The organism is Amycolatopsis sacchari, assembly GCF_900114035.1.
Taxonomy (GTDB): domain Bacteria; phylum Actinomycetota; class Actinomycetes; order Mycobacteriales; family Pseudonocardiaceae; genus Amycolatopsis_E; species Amycolatopsis_E sacchari.
In genome coordinates this window covers 22,478-49,452 of sequence record NZ_FORP01000031.1, presented here as the reverse complement: position 1 = coordinate 49,452, position 26,975 = coordinate 22,478, and the positions used below count along the sequence as shown (strand labels likewise).

27 protein-coding genes, 2 tRNA genes and 1 pseudogene are annotated in these 26,975 nt (G+C 71.3%); 11 read left to right on the top strand and 19 right to left on the bottom strand.

Features of this window, described 5'->3' with window-relative positions; all coding sequences use genetic code 11:
- Positions 1–10: 10 nt before the first annotated feature.
- Positions 11–2,068: a tetratricopeptide repeat protein gene (locus BMZ92_RS32545; RefSeq protein WP_143249998.1), complete on the top strand. Its 2,058-nt coding sequence runs from the start codon at positions 11–13 to the stop codon at positions 2,066–2,068.
- Positions 2,069–2,075: 7 nt separating this feature from the next.
- On the opposite strand, the gene BMZ92_RS38630 is transcribed toward BMZ92_RS32545, so the two are convergent.
- The 3 genes from BMZ92_RS38630 to BMZ92_RS32535 form a co-directional block, all read right to left on the bottom strand.
- A complete protein-coding gene (locus BMZ92_RS38630; protein WP_281245243.1) occupies positions 2,076–2,201 on the bottom strand; it encodes a hypothetical protein in 126 nt (41 codons plus the stop codon).
- Between the two features lie 221 nt (positions 2,202–2,422).
- Positions 2,423–3,403: an NADPH:quinone reductase gene (locus BMZ92_RS32540; RefSeq protein WP_091515612.1), complete on the bottom strand. Its 981-nt coding sequence runs from the start codon at positions 3,401–3,403 to the stop codon at positions 2,423–2,425.
- A 49-nt stretch (positions 3,404–3,452) separates the two neighbouring features.
- Positions 3,453–4,544, bottom strand: coding sequence for an epoxide hydrolase family protein (locus BMZ92_RS32535; protein WP_091515656.1), 1,092 nt, complete (start codon positions 4,542–4,544; stop codon positions 3,453–3,455).
- A 142-nt stretch (positions 4,545–4,686) separates the two neighbouring features.
- Here BMZ92_RS32535 and BMZ92_RS32530 point away from each other — a divergent pair, with 142 nt between their 5' ends.
- From BMZ92_RS32530 to BMZ92_RS32510, 5 genes are all read left to right on the top strand, one after another.
- Positions 4,687–5,667, top strand: a complete 981-nt coding sequence (locus BMZ92_RS32530; RefSeq protein WP_245783398.1) for a LacI family DNA-binding transcriptional regulator — start codon at positions 4,687–4,689, stop codon at positions 5,665–5,667.
- Positions 5,668–5,743: 76 nt separating this feature from the next.
- Positions 5,744–6,205: a MarR family winged helix-turn-helix transcriptional regulator gene (locus BMZ92_RS32525; protein ID WP_177228969.1), complete on the top strand. Its 462-nt coding sequence runs from the start codon at positions 5,744–5,746 to the stop codon at positions 6,203–6,205.
- Between the two features lie 46 nt (positions 6,206–6,251).
- Entirely contained in the window at positions 6,252–6,896 is a 645-nt protein-coding gene (locus BMZ92_RS32520; protein WP_091515599.1) for an MBL fold metallo-hydrolase, read from the top strand.
- A gap of 119 nt (positions 6,897–7,015) precedes the next feature.
- The gene (locus BMZ92_RS32515) at positions 7,016–8,305 is read left to right on the top strand and encodes a serine hydrolase domain-containing protein (RefSeq protein WP_091515597.1); all 1,290 of its coding nucleotides are present in this window, start codon (positions 7,016–7,018) and stop codon (positions 8,303–8,305) included.
- A gap of 84 nt (positions 8,306–8,389) precedes the next feature.
- Entirely contained in the window at positions 8,390–9,115 is a 726-nt protein-coding gene (locus BMZ92_RS32510) for an IclR family transcriptional regulator (protein WP_091515595.1), read from the top strand.
- 14 nt (positions 9,116–9,129) lie between these two features.
- Here the strand turns inward: BMZ92_RS32510 and BMZ92_RS32505 are convergent, their stop codons facing one another.
- Genes BMZ92_RS32505 through BMZ92_RS32495 form a run of 3 tightly spaced genes read right to left on the bottom strand, consistent with a single transcriptional unit; the run spans position 9,130 to position 11,806 of the window.
- Positions 9,130–9,975: an HpcH/HpaI aldolase/citrate lyase family protein gene (locus tag BMZ92_RS32505; RefSeq protein WP_091515592.1), complete on the bottom strand. Its 846-nt coding sequence runs from the start codon at positions 9,973–9,975 to the stop codon at positions 9,130–9,132.
- A complete protein-coding gene (locus BMZ92_RS32500; RefSeq protein ID WP_091515590.1) occupies positions 9,972–10,469 on the bottom strand; it encodes a MaoC family dehydratase in 498 nt (165 codons plus the stop codon). Before BMZ92_RS32500 ends, BMZ92_RS32505 begins: the two co-directional genes overlap by 4 nt.
- Entirely contained in the window at positions 10,466–11,806 is a 1,341-nt protein-coding gene (locus tag BMZ92_RS32495) for an MFS transporter (protein ID WP_245783395.1), read from the bottom strand. The genes BMZ92_RS32500 and BMZ92_RS32495 overlap by 4 nt, the downstream gene beginning before the upstream one ends.
- A gap of 173 nt (positions 11,807–11,979) precedes the next feature.
- On the opposite strand from BMZ92_RS32495, the gene BMZ92_RS32490 reads away from it, so the two are divergent.
- Both BMZ92_RS32490 and BMZ92_RS32485 read left to right on the top strand, forming a co-directional pair.
- The gene (locus tag BMZ92_RS32490) at positions 11,980–13,143 is read left to right on the top strand and encodes an acyl-CoA dehydrogenase family protein (RefSeq protein ID WP_091515586.1); all 1,164 of its coding nucleotides are present in this window, start codon (positions 11,980–11,982) and stop codon (positions 13,141–13,143) included.
- Between the two features lies 1 nt (position 13,144).
- Positions 13,145–14,425, top strand: a complete 1,281-nt coding sequence (locus BMZ92_RS32485) for a CaiB/BaiF CoA transferase family protein (RefSeq protein ID WP_091515574.1) — start codon at positions 13,145–13,147, stop codon at positions 14,423–14,425.
- Positions 14,426–14,444: 19 nt separating this feature from the next.
- Here BMZ92_RS32485 and BMZ92_RS32480 read toward each other — a convergent pair whose 3' ends face one another.
- From BMZ92_RS32480 to BMZ92_RS38625, 7 genes and pseudogenes are all read right to left on the bottom strand, one after another.
- The gene (locus BMZ92_RS32480; protein ID WP_091515571.1) at positions 14,445–15,119 is read right to left on the bottom strand and encodes a cupredoxin domain-containing protein; all 675 of its coding nucleotides are present in this window, start codon (positions 15,117–15,119) and stop codon (positions 14,445–14,447) included.
- The gene (locus BMZ92_RS32475; RefSeq protein ID WP_177228968.1) at positions 15,116–15,685 is read right to left on the bottom strand and encodes a YceI family protein; all 570 of its coding nucleotides are present in this window, start codon (positions 15,683–15,685) and stop codon (positions 15,116–15,118) included. Before BMZ92_RS32475 ends, BMZ92_RS32480 begins: the two co-directional genes overlap by 4 nt.
- Before the next feature lie 78 nt (positions 15,686–15,763).
- Positions 15,764–16,507: pseudogene (locus tag BMZ92_RS32470) on the bottom strand (cupredoxin domain-containing protein); the annotation flags it as partial.
- Between the two features lie 24 nt (positions 16,508–16,531).
- On the bottom strand, positions 16,532–16,738 hold the full coding sequence (locus BMZ92_RS38435) for a hypothetical protein (protein ID WP_245783393.1): 207 nt from the start codon (positions 16,736–16,738) through the stop codon (positions 16,532–16,534).
- 27 nt (positions 16,739–16,765) lie between these two features.
- On the bottom strand, positions 16,766–17,491 hold the full coding sequence (locus BMZ92_RS32465; protein ID WP_091515566.1) for a hypothetical protein: 726 nt from the start codon (positions 17,489–17,491) through the stop codon (positions 16,766–16,768).
- 24 nt (positions 17,492–17,515) lie between these two features.
- Entirely contained in the window at positions 17,516–18,430 is a 915-nt protein-coding gene (locus BMZ92_RS32460) for a copper resistance D family protein (protein ID WP_342743528.1), read from the bottom strand.
- A 3-nt stretch (positions 18,431–18,433) separates the two neighbouring features.
- Entirely contained in the window at positions 18,434–19,117 is a 684-nt protein-coding gene (locus BMZ92_RS38625) for a hypothetical protein (RefSeq protein ID WP_091515563.1), read from the bottom strand.
- Positions 19,118–19,473: 356 nt separating this feature from the next.
- On the opposite strand from BMZ92_RS38625, the gene BMZ92_RS32450 reads away from it, so the two are divergent.
- The gene (locus BMZ92_RS32450; protein ID WP_091515561.1) at positions 19,474–20,004 is read left to right on the top strand and encodes a copper resistance CopC family protein; all 531 of its coding nucleotides are present in this window, start codon (positions 19,474–19,476) and stop codon (positions 20,002–20,004) included.
- 124 nt (positions 20,005–20,128) lie between these two features.
- Positions 20,129–20,563 carry a hypothetical protein gene (locus BMZ92_RS32445; RefSeq protein WP_143249997.1) on the top strand — a complete coding sequence of 145 codons (435 nt, stop codon included), beginning with the start codon at positions 20,129–20,131 and terminating at the stop codon, positions 20,561–20,563.
- 243 nt (positions 20,564–20,806) lie between these two features.
- Here BMZ92_RS32445 and BMZ92_RS32440 read toward each other — a convergent pair.
- The 4 genes from BMZ92_RS32440 to gltX all read right to left on the bottom strand — a co-directional run bounded on the left by BMZ92_RS32440 (position 20,807) and on the right by gltX (position 23,443).
- Positions 20,807–20,879: transfer RNA gene (locus BMZ92_RS32440), tRNA-Glu, on the bottom strand.
- Between the two features lie 52 nt (positions 20,880–20,931).
- A tRNA-Gln gene (locus tag BMZ92_RS32435) sits at positions 20,932–21,003 on the bottom strand.
- 95 nt (positions 21,004–21,098) lie between these two features.
- Positions 21,099–21,791 (bottom strand): HAD family hydrolase, encoded by a 693-nt coding sequence (locus BMZ92_RS32430; RefSeq protein WP_091515557.1) that lies wholly within the window; start codon positions 21,789–21,791, stop codon positions 21,099–21,101.
- A gap of 173 nt (positions 21,792–21,964) precedes the next feature.
- The gene (gene gltX, locus BMZ92_RS32425) at positions 21,965–23,443 is read right to left on the bottom strand and encodes a glutamate--tRNA ligase (protein ID WP_091515554.1); all 1,479 of its coding nucleotides are present in this window, start codon (positions 23,441–23,443) and stop codon (positions 21,965–21,967) included.
- Between the two features lie 88 nt (positions 23,444–23,531).
- On the opposite strand from gltX, the gene BMZ92_RS32420 reads away from it, so the two are divergent.
- Positions 23,532–24,755 carry an FAD-dependent oxidoreductase gene (locus BMZ92_RS32420; RefSeq protein WP_091515553.1) on the top strand — a complete coding sequence of 408 codons (1,224 nt, stop codon included), beginning with the start codon at positions 23,532–23,534 and terminating at the stop codon, positions 24,753–24,755.
- A gap of 632 nt (positions 24,756–25,387) precedes the next feature.
- Here BMZ92_RS32420 and BMZ92_RS32415 read toward each other — a convergent pair.
- Together BMZ92_RS32415 and BMZ92_RS32410 are read right to left on the bottom strand one after the other, a co-directional pair.
- Positions 25,388–26,122, bottom strand: coding sequence for a class I SAM-dependent methyltransferase (locus tag BMZ92_RS32415; protein ID WP_091515550.1), 735 nt, complete (start codon positions 26,120–26,122; stop codon positions 25,388–25,390).
- A 75-nt stretch (positions 26,123–26,197) separates the two neighbouring features.
- Positions 26,198–26,968, bottom strand: a complete 771-nt coding sequence (locus BMZ92_RS32410; protein ID WP_091515548.1) for a fumarylacetoacetate hydrolase family protein — start codon at positions 26,966–26,968, stop codon at positions 26,198–26,200.
- Positions 26,969–26,975 lie beyond the last annotated feature (7 nt).

Sequence of the window (26,975 nt, the reverse complement as noted above, 5' to 3'; positions counted from 1 at the left end):
GGTGGTGCCGATGAACGTCCGCCGGTTCCTCGCCTGGCTGCGCGGCCTTTCCAGTCGGCGGCGACCGGCTGGACCCACGGCACCCGCCGAGTCCGGCCCGCTCTCCCCGTGGCCCGCCCGGCCACCCCAGGCCCCACGGCGCCTCGTCGGCCGCGAGCGGCACCTGCGGGTGCTCGACGAGCAGGTCGGCCGCAACCGGATGGTCGCGGTCGTAGGCGCTCGCGGCACGGGCAAGACGGCACTGGTGAGCTACTGGGTCAGCCACCACACGACCGCTTTCGAGTTGTACGCCGATTTGAACGGGACGGTCAGCGACGGGCAGACCGAGGCCGTGCTCTCCGGTTTCCTCCACAAGCTGGACGTGTCGTTGAACTCGGTGGACCCGGCCGACCTCCCGGAGCTGTTCCGCTCGGTCACCGCGGCCACCAGGGTGGTGGTCGTCCTGGACAACGCCGCCTCCGCACCCCAGGTGAACGCGCTGCTCCCCGCCCCCGGCAACGAAGTTCTCGTCACCAGCCGCCGTCCGGTCGACGCGCTCGCGGCGGGCGCCACCGTGGAGCTGGGGCCGCTCACGTTCGCCGAAGCCCGGTCCATGCTCGAAGGCTTCCTGGGCGCGGCGGTCGTGGCCGAAGACCCGCACGCCACGTGGCGGGTGACCGAGTCGTGCGGCCGGCTGCCGCTGGCACTGCGGATCGCCGGGGACCTGGCGGCCCGCGAGAAGCTCAGCATGACCGCCCTCGCGCGGAAACTGGAGTCCGCGGGCGCCGAGGTGCGGGTGGTGACGACGATCGACGCCGATCTGTCGTCCGCGATGGGCGCGAGCTACGACGGTCTGACGAAGGAGGCGGCGCGGACCTTCCGGTTGCTGGGCAGCCAGCCGTGCGCCGCGCTGCACAAGTACGCGGTGGCCGCGCTCGTGGACCGCGAGCTCACCGTCACGATCGCCGCGCTCGACGAACTGCTGCGGTACCAGCTGATCGAGATCCACGACGACCGGGTGAAGCTGCAGAGCGCCCTGCGCGACTACGCGGCCGAGCAGGCGAGTGCCGCGGAGAAGGCAGCGGGGTTCGCCGGGCTGCTCCGCTGGTACATCGCGAACGTCGCCGCCGCCGGGAACGCGCTCGCCCCGGACTGGGCGGGCCCCGCGATCGAGGTCGACGAGGAAGGTCTGCACCTGCTGGAGTTCTCGCAGGAGCGGTACCGGGAGGCGGTCGGCTGGTGCCGGTCCGAGCTGGCCTCGGCGCTCGCTCTGGTGCGCGCGGCCGAGCACGGGCACTCCGACGCGTGGAAGCTGCCCGTGCTCTTCATGCCCTACCTCTTCCTGAGCAAGCACTGGAGTTCCTGCCTCGACCTGGCGCGCCTCGGCGTCAAGATCGCCCGCAACGCCGGTGATCTCGTGGGGCTCGCGCGCTGCCTGCACAACTTCAGCTGGGTGCTGCACGCGCTGAACCGGGACCAGGAGGCGCTGCCCTGCCTCCGCGAATCCGCGCAGCTGCACGGAATGCTGACGGACGACCGCGGTCGGGCGTGGACGTCCTTCGCACTGGGCGAGAGCCTGACGGCGGTGAACGAACTCGCCGAGGCCCGGGAGTGCTTCGAGCGCGCGCTCACGCACTTCGAGGAGACGAAGTGGCGGTTCGGGGAGGCCATCGTGCTGGCGAGCCTGGCCGTCACGCTGGAGAAGCAGGGTGACGTGCGCCAGGCTTTCGCGGCCGCCGAAAAGGCGTTGAAGATCGCGCAGGCGGTCGGGATTTCCCCGCTGCAGAGCCATTCCCACCACCAGCTGGGCCTGCTGCACCAGCGTGAGGGGAACCAGGAGGCGGCCGTCGGGCACTTCCAGCGGGCGCTCGTCCTGCGGCGGAAGTTCAACGAACGCTGGAACGAGGCCGACACCGAGCTGAGCCTGGGCGAGGCGTACGGCGCGCTCGAACGTTACGACGAGGCGTACGCCGCGTTCGATCGAGCGGAGGAGATCTTCGCCGAACTCCACGACGACGCACGCCGTCTCGTCGTCCACGCCGCTCGCGCCAACCTCGAAGTCGCCCCGAAGCCGTTCCAGCGGGAGTGAGGCCGGGTCAGCCGTCCTCGGGGAGGGAGGAGTCCTCCTCGCCGAGGCCTTCGTCCTGCTCGGTGGCAGGCTTGGCCTCCTCGGTGTCCTCGGGCACTTCGTCGCCGCGCTCGCGTGACTGGTCTCGATCCATGGTTCGCCGGTACCCCGCCGCTGGGCCGGTGAAACCGGGTGCGCCGGGCTGAAGTACAGGTACCCGCGCTGCTCGGCGGCGGCCCTGATCGCCCGCACAACTCGGGGGTCCAGGACTTCCGGGCTTTCTGCCAGCTCCGCCAGCAACAGGTCCGCCCTGCCGCGAGTTCAGCATGGTCAAGCCCGCGCTCAGATCCCCCTTGGTCGCCGGGTCCCGCACCTTCACGGGCGGACGAGGACCTTCCCCACCGCCCCCTTCTCCACGGCCAACTGCGCGGCCGCGACGTCGTCGAGGCTGTACTCCGTGATCGGCAGCGCCGACAGCGCGCCTGCTTCCATGGCGGCGTTCGTCCAGCTCACCACCCGGTCGAAGTCCTCCTTGGAGACGGTGTACATCAGCGCGAACTGGATCATCGCGTTCGCCTGTGCCAGTTCCAGGAGGGGGATCCTGGGCTCTTGGCCTTCGCCCGCGTAGACGGCGATCACGGCATGCGGTGCGATCACCGCCGTGTCGATGCGGATGTTCGCCGCGAGCGCGACCTCGACGACGCGGTCCACCCGTCCCACGGATTTCAGAATCTTGTCCGCGACATCCTCTTCGCGGTAGTTGACCACGAGGTCGGCACCGGCGGCACGGGCGAGTTCGCCCTTCTCCTCCGAGCTGACCGTGGCCACCACCGTGGCGCCCGCGTGCTTGGCGAACTCGATCGCGAAGTGCCCCACCGCTCCCGCACCACCGGCCACGAGGACCGTGCGCCCGCGGACCGCATCGGGATCACCGCCGAGGCAGTACGCCGCCGTCAGCGCCGGAACTCCCAGGCAGGCGCCCAGCTGGTCGGAAGCGTTGTCCGGCAACGGAACGACCTTCTCCGCCGGCACCACCGCGAACTCCGCGGCCGTCCCGTACCGGTTCTCCGCCGCCGCGAGGTACAGCCACACGCGCTGCCCGACCGCGAGGCCCGTCACGCCCGGGCCGATGGCGTCCACCCGGCCGGCCCCGTCGTGGTGCGGCACCTGGAAGCCGTCCGGATCGCCGCTGGTGAGCCCGGCGCGGGCCTTCCAGTCCGTCGGGTTCACGCCGGAGGCCGAGATCGCGACGCGGACCTCCCCTGCCTTGGGCTCGGGCACCGGCAGCTCGACGACCTCGAGAACATCCTGTGCCTGCCCCGTTTTCCGGTAGATCGCTGCCTTCACGGCCCCCATATTGCCACCGCCGGAACGCGCCGCGCCTGGCCGACCGGGCAGACGGGGATCACGTCAGGTCCACCGCCGTGCGCACACCCGCGACGTAGTCCGCCGGCCGTTCCCAGGCCGCGAAGTGCCCGCCGTGGGGGTGTTCGACCCAGGAACGCACGTCGAAGAAGCGGGCGGCGAACTCGCGCGGGGCGTTGACGAGGTCCTTCGGGAAGATCGTGAAGGCCGCGGGCGCGGCGATCCGCCCACCCAGCTCCGGCGCGCTCTCCACGTACGGGCTGAAGGAGGTACCGATGGCGCCGCTGACCCAGTAGGCGGTGACCCAGGTGAGCAGTTCGTCGCGCGTGAAAACGGTTTCCACGTCGCCGCCGCAGTCGGTCCAGGTGCGCAGTTTCTCCAGGATCCACGCGGCCGTGCCCGCCGGTGAGTCGCCGAGGCCGACGGCCAGCGTGTGCGGTTTGGTCGACTGCTCGTGCATGTAGCCGCCTTCGGTCGCCTGCCAGTGGTGCCCGTACCGGACGTAGGCGCGCTCGGCGTCGGACAGGTCCTGCGGCGGGTCGACCAGGAAGTGGTACTGCGACACGTCGGTCAGGTGCAGGGCGGCGACCCGCTCGGGATACGCGGCGGCGAGTGCTTCGGCCACATCGCACCCGACGTCCCCGGCCGAGATGACGTAGCGGTGGTACCCCAGCTCGGCCATGGCCGCGGCGATCGCTTCCGCCATCGCGGTCGCCGACAGGCCCCGCCCGGGAACCGGTGCGGCGAACGGGAAACCGGGCAGCGCCGGGACGACCAGGTGCAGGTCGGACAGCAGCGGCAGGACCTTCTCGAACCGCAGGACCGAGTCGGGCCAGCCGTGCAGCAGCAGGACCGCCGTCGCTCCGGGGTCCTCGGCGCGCAGGTGGACGGCGCGGACGGGCGTGCCACCGGTGCCCGTGAGCACCCACGGCAGCTCCCGGATCCGCGCTTCGTGCTCCCGCCAGTCGTAGCCCTCGGCCCAGTACTCGATGAGTCCGGACAGGTAGTCCGGGTCCACTCCGCGCTCCCAGCCGAAGCCGGGCGGCAGGGCCACCCGGCGGTAGGCCCGCAGGCGTGCGCGCAGGTCGTCGAGAACCGGCTGCTCGACAGCGGCAGGGGCAGGGCTGGTCATGATCGGTTCTCCTTCGTCGTCGACACCGTTCAAGGGGACGCGATCCAGTAGAGACCGTCATGACACCGGTGTCAAGGCGAGCTATCCTCGAACCACGACACCGGTGTCATGACGGGCGGGAAGGAGACGAGCGGTGGCCACCATGCGGGAAGTCGCCGAGTTGGCGCGGGTCAGCCTCAAAACGGTCTCCCGCGTGTTCAACGACGACCCGCACGTCCTGCCGGAGACCCGCGCACGCGTCGAGGCCGCCCTTCGCGAGCTCAACTACACCCCCAACACGCTGGCGACGACCTTCCGCGCGGGCCGCGTGCCGATCATCGGCCTGGTCGTACCGGACCTGGTCGATCCCTACTTCGCGGCCATCGCCAAGGCCGTCGGCGCCGTCGCCGAGGCGCACGGCATGGCGGTCAGCGTGACGAGCACCGGCGACGACGCGGACCGTGAACCGCAGATCGTGACGGCTACCCTCGGCCGGTCGCTCAGCGGCCTGATCCTCGCGCCGGTGACGACCGAGCAGTCCTACCTGCGCCCCTGGTCAGACCGGACGCCCATCGTCTTCGTCGACCGGGCACCGGCGAAGATCACGGCCGACTCCTTCACGCAGGACGACCACGGCGGGGCGCTCGTCGCGACCGAGCACCTGCTCGGGCACGGGCACCGGCGGATCGCCTTCGTCGGTGACGCGCTCACGAAACCGACGGTGCACCGGCTGGAGGGCTACCACGCCGCCCTCGAACGGCACGGCATCGGCAGGGACGACGATCTCGTCGTCCTGGACGTCTGGGACCGCCCGTCGGCCGCCGAGGCGGTGGCGGCGTTGCGAGCCCTCGACGAACCTCCGACGGCGGTGTTCTCCTCGAACGACAGGGCCAGCATGGCGCTGGTCCCCGCGGTGCGGGAGACCGGCCTGGCGCTGCTGTCGTTCGGCGACTTCCCGATGGCGGACCTGCTCGAGCCCGCCGTCACGGTCATCGACCAGGACCCGGGCACCCTCGGCACGCTGGCCGCCGAGCGCTTGTTCGACCGCCTCGCCAACCCCGGCAAACGCTTCCGGCGCCGCACCGTGGTGCCGGTTTCGCTGGTGGAGCGGGAATCCTGCCGCAGAACGTCCACTGTGGTCTGACGCCCGGCCGGTTCCGCGCTCTGCCATGATGGCTGCCATGGCCGATGTCCCCCCTGCCCGGCGCCCTAGCGTGAAGGTGTCCGCCAAGCTCGCCCGCCGGCTGCGCGCGTCGGTGGGCGGCTTCGTCCGTTCGGCCCGGTCGGCGGACCGGATGTCGCCGGTCATGGCCGGGGTGCTCGACCTGTTGCACCGGCACGGTCCGATGACGACCGCCGACCTCGCGGCGCTGCGGAAGGTCCGGCACCAGACGATGTCGACGACGGTCGCCGACCTGGTGGAGTCCGGCCTGGTCGAGACCGGCCCGCACCCGGACGACCGGCGCAAGAAGCTCAACAGCCTCACCGAGGCGGGCCGCGAGGCCCTGGCCCGCGACGCGGAGCAGCGCGAAGCGGTTCTCGCCCGCGCCATCTCCGAATCCCTGAGCAAGGAAGACGTCGAGGCGCTCACGAACGGGTTGGCCGTTCTGGAGCGCCTCACCGCCGCGCTCGACGAGCGCAGTGGTGGCACCGAGGGCCCTTTCGTCACCGGCGACTGGTGAGGATATACAGGTCGATCTGTACAGAGCGTCCTGTATAGTTGACCCCATGAAGATCACCAAACACGCCCACGCCTGCGTCGAACTCGCCGAGCCCGGCGGCGGCGTGCTCATCGACCCCGGCACGTTCACCCCGAACGCGGCCGAACTGATCGCGCGGGCGACCGCTGTGTTGATCACCCACGAGCACTTCGACCACGTCGACGCCGAGGCGCTCGAAGCGGCGCTGAGCACGCGGTCCGACCTCGCCGTCTGGGGCCCGGAAGCGGCGGTCGGCCGCTGGCGCGAGCAGTACCCGGACCAGGTCACCGCGGTCCGGCACGGTGACCGGTTCACCGCGAACGGCCTGGAAGTCTCCGTGCACGGTGAGGTGCACGCGCTGATCCACCCCGACCTCCCGCAGGTGGCCAACGTGGGTTACCTGATCGGCGGCTCGGTGTACCACCCCGGCGACGCCTACCACGTGCCGCGGGTCCCGGTGCCGACCCTGCTCGTGCCGACCAGCGGCCCCTGGACGAAGGTCGGGGACGCGGTCGACTGGGTGCGGGCGGTCAAGCCGGCTCGCCTGGTCCAGATCCACGAGATCATGCTCAGCCCGGTGGGCCAGCAGTCGATGGCGAGGTTCCTCGGCCCGGACATGCTGGGCAGCGTGCCGCTGACCCTGGTGCCCGTCGGCGAGTCCCTGGACGTGTGAGCCTGCGCCACCGCGACGTGGTGTACCTAGGTCCACCACGCGCGGTGGTGCGGACCCACCTTGCGAAAGGGTGGTCAGCGGGCGCGACTCGGGCGCGATGGTCCGCCAGCATCGCAGACATGACGAAAAACTCCCACGAAACAGCGACCATCGCCAAAAAGAAGCGTCGCCGCTTGCGGGTGACCGCGCTGGTGGTCGCGACCTCGACAGCGCTGGCCGGCCCGGCTGCGGTCAGCGCCGTGGCCGCCCCCGCCCTGGTGCCTCCGACAGCGACCGACCGCACGCACAACGGCCCGATGCAGGACGTCGCCGAGCAGGTGCTGGGCGCGGGCGCTCCGGGATACACCGCCCGGATCGACAACGGCCGCCGCGTCGCGGTGACGACGGCCGGTGTCGCCGACCGGGCGACCGGGCGCCCGATGACCGGCCGGGACCAGTTCGAGATCGGCAGCAACACGAAGATGTTCACGTCGGCCCTCGCCCTGCAGCTGGTGGACAGGGGCCGGCTCGACCTGGATGCGCCGGTCTCGAAGTACCTGCCCGGGGTCGTGCCGAACGGCGAGAACATCACCGTCCGCATGCTGCTCAACCACACCAGCGGCCTGTTCAGCTACACCGGCGACCCGGACTTCTTCCCCAACACGGAGAAGAACCCGCAGCACGTGTACACCGACCAGGAACTGCTCGCCATCGCGTTCAGGCACGCGGCCGACTTCGCACCCGGCACGAGCTGGTCGTACTCCAACACGAACTACGTGCTGGTCGGCATGATCCTGCAGAAACTCACCGGCAAGAGCATGCCCGAGCTGGTCGAGCAACGCATCGTCCGCCCGCTCGGCCTGACGCACACGTACTACGCCGCTCCCCGCGCCACCCACACCGGCCCCGGTTACGCCCACGGCTACCAGGTCAGGTTCGCCGGCCCGAGCCCGGCCTACACCGACGTGTCCGACTGGCCGCTCGGCGGCTGGGCCGGTGCCGCGGGAGCGATCATCTCCACCCAGGCCGATCTGTCCCGGTTCCTGTCGGCGCTGCTGCGTGGCGAGCTCTTCTCGCGGAAGCAGCTCGAGCAGATGCAGACGACCGTCCCGATTCCGGCGTCGTTCGGCATCCCGGGGAGCTACGGCCTCGGCTTGATCAAGATCGACTCGCCGTGCGGAACGGTCTGGGGTCATGGCGGCGACACCATGAGCCACCACAGCACCGCCGTGGCGACCGCCGACGGCCGCCGAACCGCGATCAGCGACACCAACGCCGAGCCGGCCGACACCACGCGCAACGACGGGGTGGACCGCTACGTCGCCGTGGCTTTCGCCGCCGAGTACGCGACCATCTGCCAGATGCTCGACAAGCCCGTCCCGGCCTCGGTGACACAGGCCTTGCACGGCGGCGCGCCCACCACCGGCTGACGCGCTGAACGTGCCACGAGCCGTACGGCGCAGGCCCAGTATGGTTCGTACATACGAACAACTCAGCGCATTTCCGGGAGAGACATGGCAGAGCGGAGCGCCAAGGCACACCGCACGGTTTCGCGGGTGACCGACATCCTCGAAGCTGTCGCCGCGGCCCAACCCGGCGGACTCCGGCTGCACGACCTCGCCGTGTCACTGGACGCACCGAAGTCGTCCGTCTTCGGCCTCGTCAAGGGCCTCGTCGCCACGGGCTACCTGGTCGAGGAGGAGAGCCGTTACCTCCTCGGCCCCGCCCTCGGCCAGCTCCTCACCGTCGAACGGCCCAGCCTCGTCGACGCGGCCCGGCCGGCGCTCGAGAGCCTGCGCAACACCTTCAACGAGACCGTCACGCTCGCCACTCCCGTCGGTGAGTCCATTGTGTACGTCGACTCCGCGGAGTCGAGCCAGATGATCCGCTACTCGCCCCCCGCGCGCACGCGCCGTCCGCTGTACCCGCCGAGCCCCGGCAAGGCCGTCCTCTCGCACTGGTCGCGTCGTCGGCAGGAGGCGTACCTCAAGGAGATCGTCACCGCCGAGGAGCTCCCCGCGGCCCTGGCCGAGCTCGACGAGGTGCGGGAGAGCGGCGTCGCCTTCAACCGCGGCGAGACGCTTCCGGACGTCAGTGCGGCCGCGGCGCCGATCATCGTCGGGGGAAAGGTGCTGGGCGTCATCTCGGTCGCCGGCCCGAGCTCGCGGATGAGCGACCGGCTCGACGAGATCGCCGCGGCCGTGAAGGAAGCAGCGGCCACGACCGCCCTGCGCGTCTGAACGCGGGACGCCGCTCAGGCGCGAGCGCGCGAAAGGATGCGCTGGGCCTGGGCGAAGACCGGGCCGTCGACCATCCGGCCTTCGTGGGTGAAGACCCCGAAGCCGGCGGCCTCGGCCGCACGCAGCAGGCTTTCGGCCCACGCCACCTGCTCGGCCGTCGGCCGGTAGCCCTCGCGGATCACCGGGACCTGGGACGGGTGGATCGCCACCTTGCCATCGAAGCCGATGGCGACGGCGTCCTCGACCTCGGCCGCGAGCCCGTCGACGTCGGGGATGTCCAGGTAGACGGCGTCGAGGGCAAGCTTCCCCGCCGCCTTGGCCGCGATCAGCGCGCGCGACCGCGCGTGGCGCGCGACGTCGCGGTAGCCGCCCGCCGCCCGGCGCGACGTCGAGCCACCGAGGCCGGCGACCAGGTCGTCGGCGCCCCACATGACCGCCACGACACCCTCGGCCTGCGCGATCGCGTCGGCGTCCCGGATGCCTCGCGGGGTCTCGAGCAGGGCCACCACCTCGCACCCGTCGAGCCCGGCGACCGCGGCCGCCGTCTCGGTCTTGGCGAGCATGACCCGCCGGATCCCCGCCGGCAGCAGGGAAGTCGTGACCAGCTCGCGGTCGGCAGCGTGGTCGGCGGTGCCGGCCGCGTTGACGCGCACCACGACGCGCTCCGGGTCCAGCCGCCCGGACCCGGCTGCCTCGCGGAGGGCTTCGCGTGCCGCCGCACGACGGTCAGGGGCGACCGCGTCCTCGAGGTCGAGGATCACGACATCGGCGACTGCCAGCGCCTTGGCGTAGCGCTCGGGGCGGTCGGCCGGGCAGAAGAGCCACGCACTGCCGGGCTGCCAGCCGGGAGCGCCGCTCACGACGCACCGCCCGGCCGCATCCGCACCAGGGTCTGCCGGACGGCGAGCGCGACGACCTCGCCGCGCTGGTTGACCGCCTGGTGGCGCAGGCTCACCACACCCTCACCGGGACAACTCTCCGACGGGCGCTTGCCGGTGACCACGGTCTCCGCGTAGATCGTGTCGCCGTGCCGCACCGGCGCGGGGAAACGGATCTCGCTGAACCCCAGGTTGGCCACGATCGTGCCCTGCGTGAGCTGGTTGACCGAGAGACCGACCATGGTCGACAGCGTGAACAGGGAGTTCACGAGGCGGTCGTGGAACGGCGGCAGCTGCTCGCTCGCCGCCTGGTCGAGGTGGAGCGGCTGGGTGTTCATCGTGAGCGTCGTGAAGAGGACGTTGTCGGCCTCGGTCACGGTGCGCCCGGGAGCGTGGACGTAGGTGGCACCCACCTCGAACTCTTCGAACCACAGGCCGCGCTGCTCGATCCGGCGCCCTTGCCGCGCAACGCTCATCGGGTGGCCACCGACGACGGGCGCCCGGCGGCCGCGGCCTTGCGGGCCCGGCGCGACCGGTCGAAGACCGCACCGACCACCAGCAGGACGCCGGCACCGACGAACAGCAGCGAGACGCCGAACGTGGAGTGGCTCGGCGAGGCGTCGACCAGCGCGACCGCCCACAGTGGAGCGAAGCCACCCGCGAAGGCGCCGCCGACCTCACGACCGGTCCCGAGGCCCGAGGCCCGCACGTGCACAGGGAACTGCCGGGCGAGGAAGTCACCCTGCGCCGACAGCGCGGCGGGGATGACCAGACCGGTGGCGAGGACGAGAGCGGCCCCGATCGCCCACTTGTTACCGGTGTCCAGCAACGAGAAGAACGGGAATGCGAGGGCGACGACGCCGATACCGGCCGCCAGCAGGACTCGCCGGGAATCGACGCGGTCGCAGAGCCTGCCGACGACCGGGATCACGATGATCGCGGCGACACTGGCCACGGTGATGCCGAAGGTCCCGTAGGAAGCGGGCGCGCCGACATCCGTCTTGAGATAGCTCAGGGAGAAGGTCTTGAAGACGTAGCTGGCGCCGTTGTAGCCGATGGTCATGACCATGACGACGAGCAGCGCCTTCCAGTTGCCGCGGACCAGCTCGAGCAGCGGCTTGCGGCGCTCGCGCGGCGTCGCGTGCTCGAGCTCCTCGAAGGCGCGGGTCTCGGGCAGCCGCCGGCGGACGGCGTAACCGACGGCGACGAGGACGAAGCCGACCAGGAACGGGATGCGCCAGCCGAAGCCGTAGAGGAAGTCCTCGTCGATGGCGGTCAGCAGGGTGATCGTCAGCGACGAGACGAAGAGGCCGATGTTGACGCCCAGCGCGGGCCACGAGCCGAAGCGGCCGGTCTTGCCGGATCCCGCGTACTCGTACGACAGCGCGATCGCGTTGCTGAACTCGGCACCCGCACCGAGGCCCTGCAGCAGGCGGAGGACGACGAGCAGCAGCGGGGCGGCGACGCCGATCGCGGCGTAGCCAGGCAGCAGGCCGATGCAGCCGGACGACAGGCCCATCACGAGGAACGTGATCGACAGGGTCGCCTTGCGGCCCAAGCGGTCCCCGATCGCACCGAAGACGATGCCACCGAAGGGGCGGGCGATGAAGCCGACCGCGAACGTCGCGAACGAGGCGAGCGTGGCGGCCGAGTCGTTGCCCGCGGGGAAGAAGACGCCGCCGAAGACGAGGGCGGCCATCGAGGCGTAAAGGTAGAAGTCGTACCACTCGAGGGCCGAGCCCACGATGATCGCGGCCGCGGCGCGACGGCGCTCGGGACCGGTCAGCTCGGGCCGGGAGACCACTTCGTCCACGGCACCACCTTTCAGATATACGAACGCGGTTGCGCATCTACGCATCACCGAAGCACGTGGCAGGCATCACGTCAAGCGTTGCGCGGGGATTTCCACGGCCTGCGCCGGGGTTGCCCGGGCCCCTTTTTCGTGTTCAGATAATCGTATGACTGTTCGTATATCCGGAGGCCGTCGTGGATTTCACGCTCACTGAGGACCAGCAGGCGCTGCGCGAGGGCGTCCGGGCGCTGGCCGCGAAGTTCGATGACGACTACTGGGCGCGCTGCGACGCGGACCACGAGTTCCCGTGGGACTTCTACAACGCGCTCGCCGAGGGCGGCTGGCTCGGGATCGCCATCCCCGAGGAGTACGGGGGCGGCGGCCTCGGCATCACGGAGGCGGCGCTGCTGCTCGAGGAGGTGGCCGCCTCCGGCGCCGGCATGAACGGCTGCAGCACGATCCACCTGACGATCTTCGGCCTCAACACCATCGTGAAGCACGGCAGCGAGGAGCAGCGCGAGGAGATCCTGCCGGGAGCGGTCGACGGCTCCCTGCACGTCTGCTTCGCGGTCACCGAACCCGATGCCGGCACGGACACGACGCGGATCTCGACCTTCGCCCGCAAGGCCGACGGCGGCTACCACCTGCGCGGCCGCAAGGTGTGGATCACCAAGGCCGGCTACTCGCAGAAGGCCGTCCTCATCGCCCGCACGAGTCCCCGCGACGACGAGCGCCCGGTCGACGGCATGAGCCTCTTCCTCGTCGACATGGACTCCCCCGGCATCACGATGAACCCGATCCCGAAGCTCGGCCGCAACGCCGTGCCGTCGTACGAGATCGCCTTCGACGACGTCTTCGTGCCGGAGTCGGCCCGCATCGGCGAGGAGGGCAAGGGCTTCCGCTACCTCCTCGACGGGCTCAACCCCGAGCGGATCCTGCTCGCACACGAGGCGCTCGGCATCGGTCGCGCGTCATTGCGCCGGGCCGTGAAGTACGCGCAGGAGCGGGTCGTCTTCGACCGGCCGATCGGGCAGAACCAGGGCATCGCGTTCCCCCTCGCCGAGTGCGCGATGCGGCTCGACGCCGCCGAGCTCGTCGCCCGCCAGGCAGCCTGGGCCTACGACCAGGGCCTCCCCTGCGGCCGCGAGGCGAACATGGCGAAGTTCCTCTGCGCCGACGCGGGTTTCAAGGCCGCCGACCAGGCGGTCCAGACGCACGGCGGCATGGGCTACGCGCACGAGTACCACGTCGAGCGCTACTTCCGGGAGTCGCGCATCCTGCGCCTCGCCCCGGTCAGCCAGGAGATGGTCCTCAACTACATCTCCACCCACGTCCTCGGCCTCCCGAAGAGCTACTGAGATGAGCACCGGGACGTACGCCGCGGACGCGCCCGCTCTGTCCGGCCTCAAGGTCGTCGACCTGTCGCGGGTCCTGGCCGGGCCGCTCTGCGCGCAGATGCTCGCCGACCACGGCGCCGAGGTGATCAAGGTCGAGTCGCCAACGGGCGACGAGACCCGGACGTGGGGCCCGCCGTTCGTGGGGCCGGACACGAGCGCCTACTTCACCGGCATCAACCGCAACAAGGCGAACATCTGCCTCGACCTCCGTACCGAGGCGGGCCAGGCGGTCCTCCGCGACCTGTTCGCCGAGGCCGACGTCGTCGTCGAGAACTTCAAGGCCGGCACGCTCGCCCGCTGGGGCTTCGGCGACGAGGTCGTCCGCGCGACGTGGCCGCGGCTGATCCTGTGCCACATCACGGGTTTCGGCGCCGACGGCCCGATGGGCGGCATGCCGGGCTACGACGCGGTGGCGCAGGCCTACAGCGGCCTGATGAGCATCAACGGCGAACCCGACGGCGAGCCGCTCCGGGTCGGCGTGCCGATCGCGGACATGGTCACCGGCATCTACGCCTGCACCGGCGTCCTGCTCGCCCTGCAGGCGCGGCAGCGCACGGGCCAGGGGCAGGTCGTCGACTGCAACCTGGTCAACACGGCCGTCTCACTGCTCCACCCGCACTCGCCGTCGTACCTCATGGGCGGTGTCGAGGGTCAGCGGACCGGTTCGGCCCACCCGACGATCGCGCCGTACGACAGCTTCGCCGCGGCGGACGGGCTGATGTTCATCGGCTGCGGCAACGACGGCCAGTTCCGCAAGCTGGTGGAAGTGCTCGGCATCCCGGGCCTCGCTGACGATCCGCGTTTCGCCTCCAACGGGGCGCGCCTGGCCCACCGCGCCGCGATGGAGGAGCACCTCCGCCCCGCGATCGCGACGTGGAAGCGCGCCGGGCTGACCCGCGACCTGCTCGCGCGCGGCGTCCCGGCGACGCCGATCCACAGTGTCGGCGAGGCGCTGGAGGACGCCCACGTGCGCAGCCAGGAGATGGTCGTCGCGGTCGGCGACTACGTCGGCACCGGCATCCCGATCAAGCTGCGCGGCACACCCGGCACCGTGCGCACGGCCCCGCGTCCGCGCGGCGCCGACACGGAGGCGGTCCTGGCCGGCCTCGGGTACGACGTCGAGCGCGTCAACGAGCTGCTGAGCGACGGCACGGCCCACGCGGCCGGTGAGTTTGTCGATGCGGCCAGGTTTCTTACTGACGGACAGCAACGGCTCCAAGAGCACCACCGGTCGACGCAGTGAAACAGGGCTATTGGACCGCTCAGGTCTCCCGGCGGGACCCGAGCAGCAGCAGGCACAACACGACGACACCGGCGGCGACTCCGGCGACGAGCAGCATCGGGTCCAGGACCGTGGTCGACGTGGCCGGTGCGGTACCGGCGGCGACGACCGGTTGCGCGGTCGCCGGTGCCTGTCCCGTCGCCGGTGCCTGCCCTGCCGCCGGGCCCGCACTGTCCGATGTGGACGGTACCGGCTGCTGCGCGACGGGCGCCTGTCCCTGCTGCGGGGACGCCTGCGCCCGCGACGGGGCCGGGGCGCGCGAGGCGCCGGCCTGCGGGTGGGCCGTCGTTCTCGGTGCCGGGGACACGACCGGTGCCGCGGCGGCCGCGGGCTGCACGATCACCTGCGCGCGCATGTCGGGGTGGATCGAGCAGTAGTACGAGTAGGTCCCGGCGGTGGTGAAGGTGTAGGTGAAGCTCTGCCCCGTGCTGAGCATCGGGCTCTTGATCGCGACCGGCGCGCTGGTGGTGGTGACGTCGTGCGGCGCCTGGTCGTGGTTGGTCCACGTCACGCTGTCACCGACGTGCACGGTCAGCGTGGCGGGCGAGAAGGCGTAGTTCTGCATCATGACCGCCTGCGCCGCCGCGTCGGCCGCCGGCGCGAGGGCCAGCGGTACCCCGATCGCCAGCAGGCACGCCACGAGCACCAGCCTCATCGCGCGAACTCCGCGGCGAGTTCGAGGTGCAGCGGACGCCGGGCGATCACCCGCGCGGGCGGGGACCCGCGCTTCAGCGGCCGCCGCGGGGGCGGGAGAACGCCCTTCACCCACAGCACCACGGAGTTCTCGTCCACATAGGCCAGTCGACCGGTCAGCCGCAGCTCGCGGGTGACGCCGAGGACTTCGAGTCGTCCGGCGAGGTCCAGGAACCGGGTGGAGGTCACCCCCATCCTGGTGCTGGTGAACCGGATGGCGGGAAAGGTGCTCGCGCACAGTCCTCCTTCGTCGGTCAGTAGCCGCGCGAGCCCGGGCACCCGGGTGCGCAGGGAACGGGTGTCCAGCTCGAGTGCGAGCTCCGGCTGGTCGGGGTCGAGGACCAGATGGCCGGCGGTGGCGGCGAACCGCCCGCGCAGGACGGGACAACGCAGCAGCCGGGCCGTGGTTTCGAGCACGAACCGGTCCGGGTCGAGCTCGTAGCGGCCGGGCAGCGGCAGGTCCTCGACCGGCGCGAAGGCGGTGGTCGCGGCCGGGAGTTCGACGGTGGGATGCGGGTCGCCGGACACGGAGTTCTCCTCGGCGGGTCGAGCGGGCACGGTGGGGTGCGGTGGCCCGGCCGGTCCGGCCGGGCCACCGCGGCGGTGTCAGCAGGTCAGCTGGTTCGCCAGCGGGGTGAGGACCTGTTCCAGCCAGACGGTGTGGGTCTTGATGTACTGGTCGAGGTTCAGCGCGTCGGTCACCTGCTGGCTCAGCGAGGTTTCCAGGTGCGCCGACTGGATGTGCGCCCAGATCGGCGCCAGCGTGTCGGTGACCACCTTGTCGGCCGAACCGTTGAACACCGGGGACAGGACCTGTTCCAGCCACACCGTGTGGGTCTTGATGTACTGGTCGAGGTTCAGCAGGTCCGCGACCTGCTGGCCGGGGGACTCCTCCAGGTGCGCGGCCTTGACGTGGTCCAGGATCGGCTGCAGCACCCCCTTCGAGACGCAGCCGCTCGCGCTGCCGCTGCTCGTCGACGGCATCGACATCGAGGGCGTCGACGAGGACGCCGGGCTGCTCGGGGACGAGGGCATCGACATCGACGTGGTCGGCGCGGCGGTCGGCGACTGCGAGGTGGACGGCGGCGTGGTCGCCGCTCCGGTGACCGTCACCGTGGCCTTCATGTCCGGGTGCACCGCGCAGTAGTAGTCGTAGGTGCCCTCCTGCGTGAAGGTGTAGGTGAAGCTCTGGCCCTGCTGCAGGTTCGGCGAGTTGAACTTCACCGGCCCGTTGGAGACGGTCACCGTGTGCGGGGCGACGTCCTCGTTGGTCCAGGTCACGGTGTCGCCGACCGCCACGGTCAGCGAAGCCGGCGAGTAGGCGTAGTTCTTGATTTCCACCGAGACGGTCTTCGCGGTCGGGGTCTCCGCCTGCTACATGCTCTCGTAGAGCGCGACGCCGACCGGGTTACCGGTGATCTCGGCGGGCAGGGCCGCCGGCGTGGAGTCCTGGTGCGAGCGCAGGCTGACGACGCTGAACAGCAGACCTGCCAGCGCCACCACGGCGACGCCGATCAGCCAGCCCGGCCTGCGGGGCCGGTGTGGCGGCGTCGCGGCCGGGGTTTCGGTTGGGGTGTCCATGGGTGTGTTCGTCCTTTCCGGAGCGGGTCAGCAGCTCGCCTGGGTGAGCAACGGGGTCAGCACCTGCTCCAGCCAGACCGTGTGGGTCTTGACGTACTGGTCGAGGTTCAGCGCGTCGGAAACCTGCTGCGCGGGTGAGGTCTCCAGGTGCGCGGACTGGACGTGGGCCCAGATCGGGGCGAGCGTGTCGGTCACGGTCTTGTCGGCCGAGCCGTTCATGACGGGCGAGAGCACGTTCTCCAACCAGACCGTGTGGGTCTTGACGTACTGGTCGAGGTTCAGCGCGTCGGAAACCTGTTGCCCGGGCGAGGTTTCCAGGTGCGCCGCCTTGACGTGGTCGAGGATCGGCTGCAGCGCTTCCTTGGCCACGCACGCTGAGGCGGACGTCGCGGGGGCCATCTCGCCGTGGGCGGCCTGCGGCTGTGCCGGAGCCGGGGCGGCGGCAGGCACCGGTGCCGCGGCCACCGCCGCCTGCACCGGTGCCGCGGGCTGTGCGAGCTGACCGGCGGCCTGCGTGAGCTGGTCGGCCTGCGGCAGCGCGAGAAGGCTCTGCGACGCCGCGTCAGCGACGTCCACAGTGGATGGTGCAGCGGCCGGTGGGGCTGCGGTCGTGCTCGTGGTGCCGTTCAGCTGCACGAGTGCGGCCGTGGCGCCCGCCGCCCCGAGGACGGCGAGGCCCACCAGCAGCCGGGACCGCCGGACCACCGCGGGCGGGTCCGGCACCCTCGCCGGTCCGGGTTGGGACGTGTCCATCCAGAAGCTCCTTTCACAGAAGGGTCAACGGCCGGGGCTGGCCGTGACGAGCAGAGCGGCCGCGACGACGACCGCGATCACGAGGACCGTCTCGACGGCCACGGAGTAGACGAACGGGCGCACGGTCGCGGAGTCGCCGCGCAGCACCACGGCGAAGTCCAGCCGCCGGTTGACCCAGCGGCGGCTGCCCTGCGCGACCAGGAGGATCCCGGCGAGCACCACGATCTTGAACAGCAACGTGCGCCCGTAACCGGTGCTCACGAGCTTGCCCAGCGACCCCAGCGTCTGCCACGCCAGCACCACCCCGGCGCACACGATCACCAGCACCGATCCCATGGCCAGCACGGAATACCGCGGCACCACCGCGGCGAGCTCGTCGGGCCTGCGCCGGACCAGCACACCCAGCAGCAGCATCACCAGCCCGCCCAGCCACGCGCAGACCCCCAGGACGTGCGCGAAGTCCGCCACCTGCGCCAGCAGGGGACGCGCGGTCTCCGCGGCGTGCCCGGTCATCCCGGTGGTCCGCAGCAGCCCGAACGCGACCGCCGCGAACCCGGTGCGCCAGGCGAGGGCACCGGCGGCGACCCTCCCCCGCTGCAGCAGCTGCGCCAGCACGACCCCGCCCAGCAGCCACAGCAGGACCCTGGCCACCCAGATCTGTCCGAAGTGGACGTCCAGGACCTGCGAGACGATCTGCCAGTCGAACACCGCGCCCGGACCGCGTTGCGAGATCCACGCACCCTCGAAGCCGATCGCGGTCACGGTGCCCAGCACGCCGAGCACCCAGCCGGTCACCACGATCCGGCGGGCCGGCCGCTGGTCGGCGCCGCCGGGCCAGAGCACCGCCAGGAACAGGAGTCCACCGAGGAACAGCGTCATCCCGAGGTAGTCGACCGCTCGCGCCGCGATGTAGCAGACCTTGACAGGACTCAGATCCACTGGTCACCCACCCGTCGCGGCCGGCAGCACCGACGGGAGCCCGGGAAGCGCACCGGTCAGCGCCGACACCGGGTCGCCCGCCGCGGTGCCTGCCGGGTCGCAGTACCCGGTCACGGTGTACAGCAACGTGTTGAGGGCGCCCGGGCTCGTCCCGTCCGGGCTCTGCGTCAGCCCGAGCGCGCCGGTCAGGCTGCTCACCACCGGCAGCCCGCTCACCACCGTGTTCGCGTTGTCGACAACGGTCTGGGCAGCACCGGGCAGGCAGACGGCGGGAGCCGCGGGAGGCGTGCCGGGCGACCCGGGTGCCCCGGGCTGGCTGGGCGGGGTCGGTTGTCCCGGCGGTGCAGGCGCCACGGGCACCTGCACCGGGGAGGAGGGCATCGAGCCGTCGGGCGCCGGGCCAGCGGGAACCGGCTGGTCGAGCACCGGTGACACCGCCCCGGCGGCGGGCAGGACGTTGTCGGGCATCGTCATCCCCGGCGGCGCCACCGCCTGGGGCAGGCCCGCGGCCGCGGGCGGCATCGCGGCATCAGCGCCGGGCTGGGCCGTCCCCGCCTGGGCGGGCGCGGTCGCCGTCGTCGTGGTGTGCAGGCCGAGCCCGGAGGCATAACCGACGACCACCACCACGCCCGTCACCAGCAAGGCCGCGACGACCTGCTCTCTGCGCAGCGAATTCACTGCCGCCACCTGACACTCCTTCGCGATATCCGTCCGCTTGCGACGACACGCCCGTCCGGGCCGTTCGATGCGGCATCACATCACCGGCGGCGTTTCAGGCAATGACCCCGTTGTGAAGCTGAGGTAAATGACCTCCCGGCGTGCGCGGCCGCCTTGGTGAGAAGCGTCCATTTAGACATCCCAAATAGGACAGTCCAGGTGGACGGACAGCCGGAACTGAGCGCGGACAACGCCTGTCGCCGCCCCGGTGGCCCACGCGGTGAACTTCTGGTTACCGCGCCTTAACGACGGAAGGTGTTCAACTTTCGTCGCGCGTCGCTAGCCTTCCGGCGACTTGCTCCCCGTTGGAAAAGGAAGTACCGAGAATGCGCAGCCTGAAAGCGCTTGCGGTCGCCGGAGCGGCGGCGGCCCTGGTCGTGGGCGCGGCACCGATCGCGCAGGCCCACAACGTCCTGGTCTCCAGCGACCCCGCGAAAGGGGCCTCGATCGCCGCGGCGCCGGCCCAAGTGCGGCTGGTGTTCAACGAGCCGGTCGACAACGGCCCCAACGAAATCAGCGTCACCGGCCCGGACGGCAGCTCGCGCTGGGACACCGGACCGACGACCGTCAGTGGCGCGACTGTCTCAGTAGGACTGCGGAACCTCGGTCCCGCGGGCGTCTACACCGTCAACTACCACATCGTCTCCGAGGACGGGCACCCCGTTTCCGACGCCTTCGCCTTCACCCTCACCACCGCGGGCACGGGTACCCCCACGACGCCCGCCGCGGCCACGCCGACCGTTGCCGCCGCCACCACCGCAACCACCGACGGCACGGTGCCGGTCTGGGTGTGGATCATCGCCGCGGCGGTCCTGCTCATCAGCGGGCTCCTCGTCGCACGCCGCGTGAGCCGCTGAACGAGCGGCAAGCGGAGCGCGGCAGGACGCAACCCGGGGAGGAACACATCAGGACCCCCGCTGGGCCCACCCCTGACCCGGCTCACCGCGCGATCCGGAAACCGCACCCGCGGCCCTGGCGGTGGTGCGCCGGTTCACTCCAGGCATCGGCCTCGGGCTGGGCGGGCTGCTCATCGGGATCTCACCGTTGGTGCCATGGCTCCACGTCGTGCTCGTCGGCAACGTGAACCTCCTCGACGCCGCACAGCTGGGATCGGGCGGCTCGGTCCCGCTGGTGTTGGTCCCCGCCGCCCTCGTCGTCTGCGGCCTCACGTCGCTCATCGCGGCCCTGGTGTTGCGGGAAGGCCTCGCCGCCCGCGGCACGGCCGTCATCCTCCTGGCCAGCGCGGGCGCGATCGGCGGACTGCTCTCGGTCGGCTTGCTCAAGGCGCTGACGGGCACGGGAGAGCTCGCCAGCATCGGCCTGGGTCCGTGGATCGATCTGGCGGGGGCGTTCGTCATGTTGTTGGGCGTCGTCGTGCCCGCTCCGCCCACGGCGGCGACCCACCGACCACCGTGACTGCTCTCCCGCCCGCACGTTCGGTTTCACCCCCGACCGACCACAGCCGACCGCGGGTTGGGAAGCGCCGAAGCGTTGATCTGGGCCAAGCGCTCCACGCGCTGCGGTATCCGTGAAGCAGACGTCGGCGAACTCGGCACACCGAAGACCAACGCCTGGAAAACCCGAGCCCAGCTCGACCCCGCCCGGACCTCCGACAAAACAAAAGAGCGCCGACTCGATCGAGTCGGCGCTCTTTGAACGTACCCCCGATGGGATTCGAACCCACGCTACCGGCGTGAGAGGCCGGCGTCCTAGGCCGCTAGACGACGGGGGCTTGCTCTTGCTTGCGAGAGGAAACTTACCAGAGGCTGTTTTCCGCTTCGCAGCTGGGGTACCAGGACTCGAACCTAGACTAACTGAACCAGAATCAGTCGTGCTGCCAATTACACCATACCCCAACGGTTTTGCCTCTCCGGTCGCGATCCGGATCAGCACCGCCGGGAAGAAATACTAGACCACGCCCGGAACGCCCTCATCACCGGGGCCCCGCACCTCAGCGCTGGACGGGCACGCCGACCCTCGCGAACTCGCTGACCAGCAGCTGCGGCAGCTCGTCCAGCCCGGGGATGACGTGCACGCCCTCCGGCACCTCGGCGGCGGTGTCGTGCCGGTCGAGCCACACGCCCGTCAGCCCCGCGTCGCGCGCGCCGACGGCGTCCGTCTGCAGTTTGTCCCCCACGTGAGCGGCCTCACCGGGCGCGCACCCCAGGCGCTCGCACACCGAGTGGAACATCACAGGATCGGGCTTGGCAACCCCCACTTCGCCCGCGATGGCGACGTGGTCGAAGAACCGGGCCAGGCCCAGATCCGCCAGTTTCGCCCGCTGGTGGGCCCCTGAGGCGTTCGTCACGGCCGCCAGGCGCACGCCCGCGGCCCGCAGCCAGTCGAGGCACGGCAGCGCGTCGTCGAACAGGCACATCGACCGGCGCAGCAGGTCCTTGCGCCGCACCTCGAACCGGGCGACGTCGTCCCCGTCGACCACTACCCCCAGCTCCCCCAGGAAGCACTGCGTGCGCCGGAAGTGCATCGACGCGTAGTCGAGGTCCCCCGCGACGACCAGCGCGACGTGCCGGTCGGTGATCCGCTCCCACAGCGGCCACATGTCGGCACGACCGAGCAGCGCGGCGAGCGCCCGGCGGCCCGCCGCGCTGAAGTCGATCAGCGTGTCGTCGATGTCGAGGCACACCAGCCGCAGACTGGGCGGAGTCCACGGATCGGCCGGGGTACCGAGGGTGAAGACAGGAGCGGAGGAACGGGGGCGCGCGAAATCCACCCAGCGAGGCTAGGGGACTGAGCGCGTTCGCGATTCGACCGACAAGGTGATTACTTTCGTCGATTCGCGATCGTGACCCTCTACTCTCAGTTGCCCGGCACCGCGCGCATCAGCCGGGCGAGTGATGTTGACCGGCCAAGCAGTTCCATTGACTCGTACAGCGGCGGCGACACCGTGCGCCCGGTGACCGCCACGCGGACGGGCGCGAAAGCCTTGCGGGGCTTGAGACCCAGGCCCTCGACGAGCGCGTCCTTGAGCGCCTGCTCGATCGCGGGCGCCCGCCACTCCCCGAGCCCTTCGAGTGCCTCGATCGAGGCACGCAGCACCGGCTCGGCGTCCGGGCCGAGCGCCTTCGTCGCGGCGTCCTCCTCGGGCGCGAACTCCTCGTCCGGCACGAACAGGAAGCGCACCAGCGGCGCCGCGTCACCCAGCACGGTCACGCGCTCCTGCACCAGCGGCGCGATCGTGCGCAGCTTCGCCAGCTGCTCCTCGCCCGGCTCCGCGGGCAGCACGCCCGCGCTGACGAGGTAGGGCACGACCCGCTGCACGAAGTCCTCGGCGGGCAGCGCGCGCAGGTGCGTCCCGTTGATCGCCTCGGCCTTCTTCGCGTCGAACCGGGCGGGGTTCGCGCTGACCTTGGCGATGTCGAACGCCTCGACGAGCTCCTGCACGCTGAAGACGTCCCGGTCGTCCGCGATGGACCAGCCCAGCAGCGCCAGGTAGTTCAGCAGCCCCTCGGGGATGAACCCGCGGTCGCGGTAGTTGAACAGGTTCGACTGCGGGTCGCGTTTGGACAGTTTCTTGTTGCCCTCCCCCATCACGTACGGCAGGTGGCCGAACTCGGGGGTGAAGTCGGTGACGCCGATGCGGCGCAACGCGTCGTACAGCGCGAGCTGCCGCGGCGTGGACGGCAGCAGGTCCTCGCCCCGCAGCACGTGCGTGATCCGCATGAGCGCGTCGTCGACCGGGTTCGTCAGCGTGTACAGCGGATCACCGTTCGCGCGCACCAGGACCGGGTCCGGCACGCTGCCGGCGGGGAAGGTGATCGGGCCGCGGACGAGGTCGTCCCAGCCCAGGTCCTTGTCCGGCATCCGCAGGCGCAGCACCGGCTTGCGGCCCTCGGCGCGGAACGCCTCGCGCTGCTCCTCGGTGAGGTCGCGGTCGAAGTTGTCGTAGCCCAGCTTGGGGTCCTGGCCCGCGGCCTTGCGCCGGGCCTCGACCTCCTCGTTGGTCGAGTACGCCTCATACAGCTCACCGGCGTCGAGCAGGCGCTTCGCGACGTCGGCGTAGATGTCGCGGCGCAGGCTCTGCCGGTACGGACCGTATTCGCCGCCTGCGTCGGGGCCCTCGTCCCAGTCGATGCCCAGCCAGCGCAACGCTTCCAGCAGCTGCTGGTAGGACTCCTCGCTGTCGCGGGCGGCGTCGGTGTCCTCGATCCGGAACACCAGCGTGCCGCCGTGGTGGCGGGCGAAGGCCCAGTTGAACAGCGCCGTGCGGATCAGCCCGACGTGCGGGGTGCCGGTCGGCGAGGGGCAGAAGCGTGCGCGTACCGCGGTCTCAGTCATAGCCCGACCAGCGTATCCCGCTTGACGAACGCCTTCCCCGAGGCCATCCTGGTTTTATTCAACAGACGATGAAAAACAGGAGGCGGCGATGACCGAGCGGACGACGTGCCTCGTGGCGGGCGGCGGGCCCGCGGGGATGGTGCTGGGGCTGTTGCTGGCGAGGGCCGGGGTCGACGTCACGGTGCTGGAGAAGCACGCCGATTTCCTGCGTGACTTCCGCGGCGACACCGTGCACCCGTCCACGCAGACGCTGCTGGACGAACTGGGCCTCGGCGAGCGGTTCGCGGCGCTGCCGCAGAGCAGGCTGCACGAGGTCGTGGTGCCCAGCGGGGAGGGGCCCGACCTGGTGATCGCCGACTTCCGGAAGCTGCGGGTGCCGCACCCGGACGTGGCGATGGTGCCGCAGTGGGACCTGCTGGACCTGCTGGCGGACGCGGGCCGCGAGGAGGAGCACTTCCACCTGCGGATGGACACCGAGGTGGTGGACCTGCTGCGCGAGGGGGGCCGCGTGACGGGCGTGCGTTACCGGACGGCCGACGGGCGGACCGGGGAGATCGCCGCGGAGCTCACGATCGGGTGTGACGGGCGGTGGTCCACGGTGCGCCGCCTCGCCGGGCTGAGGCCGCACGAATACCCGGTGCCGATCGACGTCTGGTGGTTCCGGCTGCCCCGCGAGGGCGATGAACGGCAGACGCTCACGCCCGGCATGCGGAACGCGCAGTTCGCGGTCACGATCCCGCGGGAGGGGTACTTCCAGATCGCGTACGTGGCGCGCAAGGGGCTCGACGCGCAGTTGCGCGCGGAGGGCCTGGACGGGTTCCGCGCGAGGGTCGCCGAGGTGCTGCCGGAGCTGGCGGACCGCGTGGAGAAGCTCGAGTCGATGGACGACGTGAAGCACCTGGACGTGCGGCTGAACCTGCTGCGCCGCTGGCACGCCGACGGAGTCCTGTGCATCGGCGACGCCGCGCACGCGATGTCACCCATCGGTGGGGTCGGCATCAACCTGGCGGTGCAGGACGCGGTGGCGACGGCACGGCTGCTGGCGGGCCCGTTGCGGCGGGGGCGGGTGAGCAGGCGGGACCTCGCGCGGGTGCACCGCCGCCGGTGGCTGCCGACGGTGCTCGTGCAGGGGATCCAGCGGATGATGCACCGGGCGGTGATCGGCCCGGTGATCGAAGGAAGGCGGAGCGGCCCACCGCCGCTCGCGACCCGCCTGGCGAAGCTGGTGCCGGCGGCGCGGTCGGTGCCCGCGTATCTCATCGGCGTCGGGCTGCTGCCCGAGCACGCCCCCGCCTTCGCCCGGCGACCGTGAGGGGGTTGGGGGCGTGGGGGCGGCCGCGGTGGAACGGCTGCCGGGCCTACGCGGCGGCGGTGGGCGGTGCTGGCGCCGCGGCGCTTCGAGGAGGGCGGCGGCGATCTAAGGCGAAGCGGCGCAGGCAGCCGCTGCCGCCGCCGCGCAGCGGCAGCGGCGAACGAAACCGCAGTCGCCAGGCAGCCGTGAGCGGGAGCTGGCGCCTCGGGGGTTCACGGCGAGCAGCATCACCGCGGCAGCCTGACGCAGGAACCTCTCCACAGCACGGGCGCGGGCGGAACCAACGGCTCGGCGCTCACCCGCCGCGACGGCAACGAGACGGAGCCGACAGCTCGCCCCGGCGGCCGCGACCGGCGCCCAGCGGGCCGCGCCCGGCGGCGGCCACACCCGGCGCCCGCGCCCGGCGACCGGCGCCCAGCGGCCCCGCGCCCCGCGACCGGCGCCCGTTGGGCCCGGCGCCCAGCGGGTCGCGCCCGGCGGCGGCCACACCCGGCCCCCGCGCCCGACGCCCACCGCGCCCAGCGGGCCCGCATCCAAAGCCGCGCCCAGCAAGGCCCAACCCCAGGCGGCAGGCCCCGCCTCGGCAACCGTGGGCCTCAGCCCAGCGAAAACCCCTCAAAACCTCCGCCGCGTCACCACTTCGACGCCAGGCGGCGGCGCAGGCGGACCGGGAACAGCTGCCGCGGCGTGCGCACCTCCTGCTCCCCCACCACCTGGAACAGGCCGCGCCGGTCGGTCATGTCGCCCTTGCCGCTCGGCGGGCGGCCGAACAGGCCCAGCAGCGCCAGCGAAATCCCGCTCTCCTCCGTCCACTCCGCCAGCGCCCGCGCCTCCGCCGGGTCCTCGCCCAGCAGCTCGTCGAACAGCAGGACGCTGCCCGGCCGCAGCAACGGCGTCAGCCACTTCAGCGCGGTCACCGTCGAGCTGTACAGGTCCGCGTCGAGGTGGGCGAAGCTCACCGTGCCGACCTCGGCGGCCAGCTCCGGCGTCAGCGTCTGGTCGAAGTAGCCCTTCACGATCCGCACGCCCGTCAGCTTCGGCACGGCCGTCGCGAACGTGCCGGCCTTGAGGTGCTCGTAGTCCTCCGCCAGCCCCTCGAACGAGTCACACGCGAAGATCCGCTTGCCGCGCCCCCGCCCCCACAGCCTGCCGCGCCACAGCTCGTCGCGGATGACGCGCGTCGAGTGGCCCTGCCAGGTGCCGAACTCGACGACGTTGCCCGGGATGTCCCGCGAAATCGCCACGGCGAGTTCTAGTACCTGGGCACGCGTGGGGTAGGCGATGCGGCCCTTGCCGGTGAGCCAGTCACCGGGTTCACCCACCATCAGCGGGTTGAGGAAGTCCGAGGTGCGCTGGGGAATCGTCACGGCCGCAGCGTAGGGGTGATCTTCCCCCGCGTCGCGCGGTCGTGCCCGAACGTCCGCCCGGACTGCCTGACCGGGCTACGCCGACTGGGCGGTGTTCGTCAGCGTGCCGATGCCCTCGATCGTGACCGACACCGTCTGGCCGTCCGCCATCGGTCCGACGCCCGCGGGCGTGCCGGTCAGGATGACGTCCCCGGGCAGGAGCGTCATCACGCCGGACACGAACTCCACCAGCTCCGGCACCTTGTGGATCAGCAGCGACGTCCGCGAATCCTGCTTGACCTCGCCGTTCAGCTCCGTGCGCAGCGCGAGGTCGGCCGGGTCGAGCGAGGTCTCGATCCACGGGCCGAGCGGGCAGAACGTGTCGTACCCCTTCGCCCTGCCCCACTGGCCGTCGGCCTTCTGCAGGTCACGCGCGCTGACGTCGTTCGCGATCGTGTAGCCGAGGATGACGCTCGCCGCGCGGGCGGCGGGCACGTTCTTCACCGGCTGGCCGATCACCACCGCCAGCTCGCCCTCGAAGTCCACGCGCTCGGACTCCTTCGGCAGCTTGATGGCCGCGTTGGGGCCGATCACGCTCGTCGAGGGCTTGATGAAGATCATCGGCGATTCCGGCACCTCGTTGCCGAACTCGGCGGCGTGCGCCGCGTAGTTGCGGCCCACCGCGATGACCTTGCTGGGCAGGATCGGCGCGAGCAGCCGGACGTCGGCCAGCGGCCAGCGCTTCCCCGTGTAGTTGGGCGTCCCGAACGGGTGCTCGGCGATCTCCAGGACCTCGGCCCCGTCGCCCTCCCCCTCGATCGACGCGAACGCGACACCACCAGCGTGAGCAATCCGAGCTAACCGCACGGGGTGA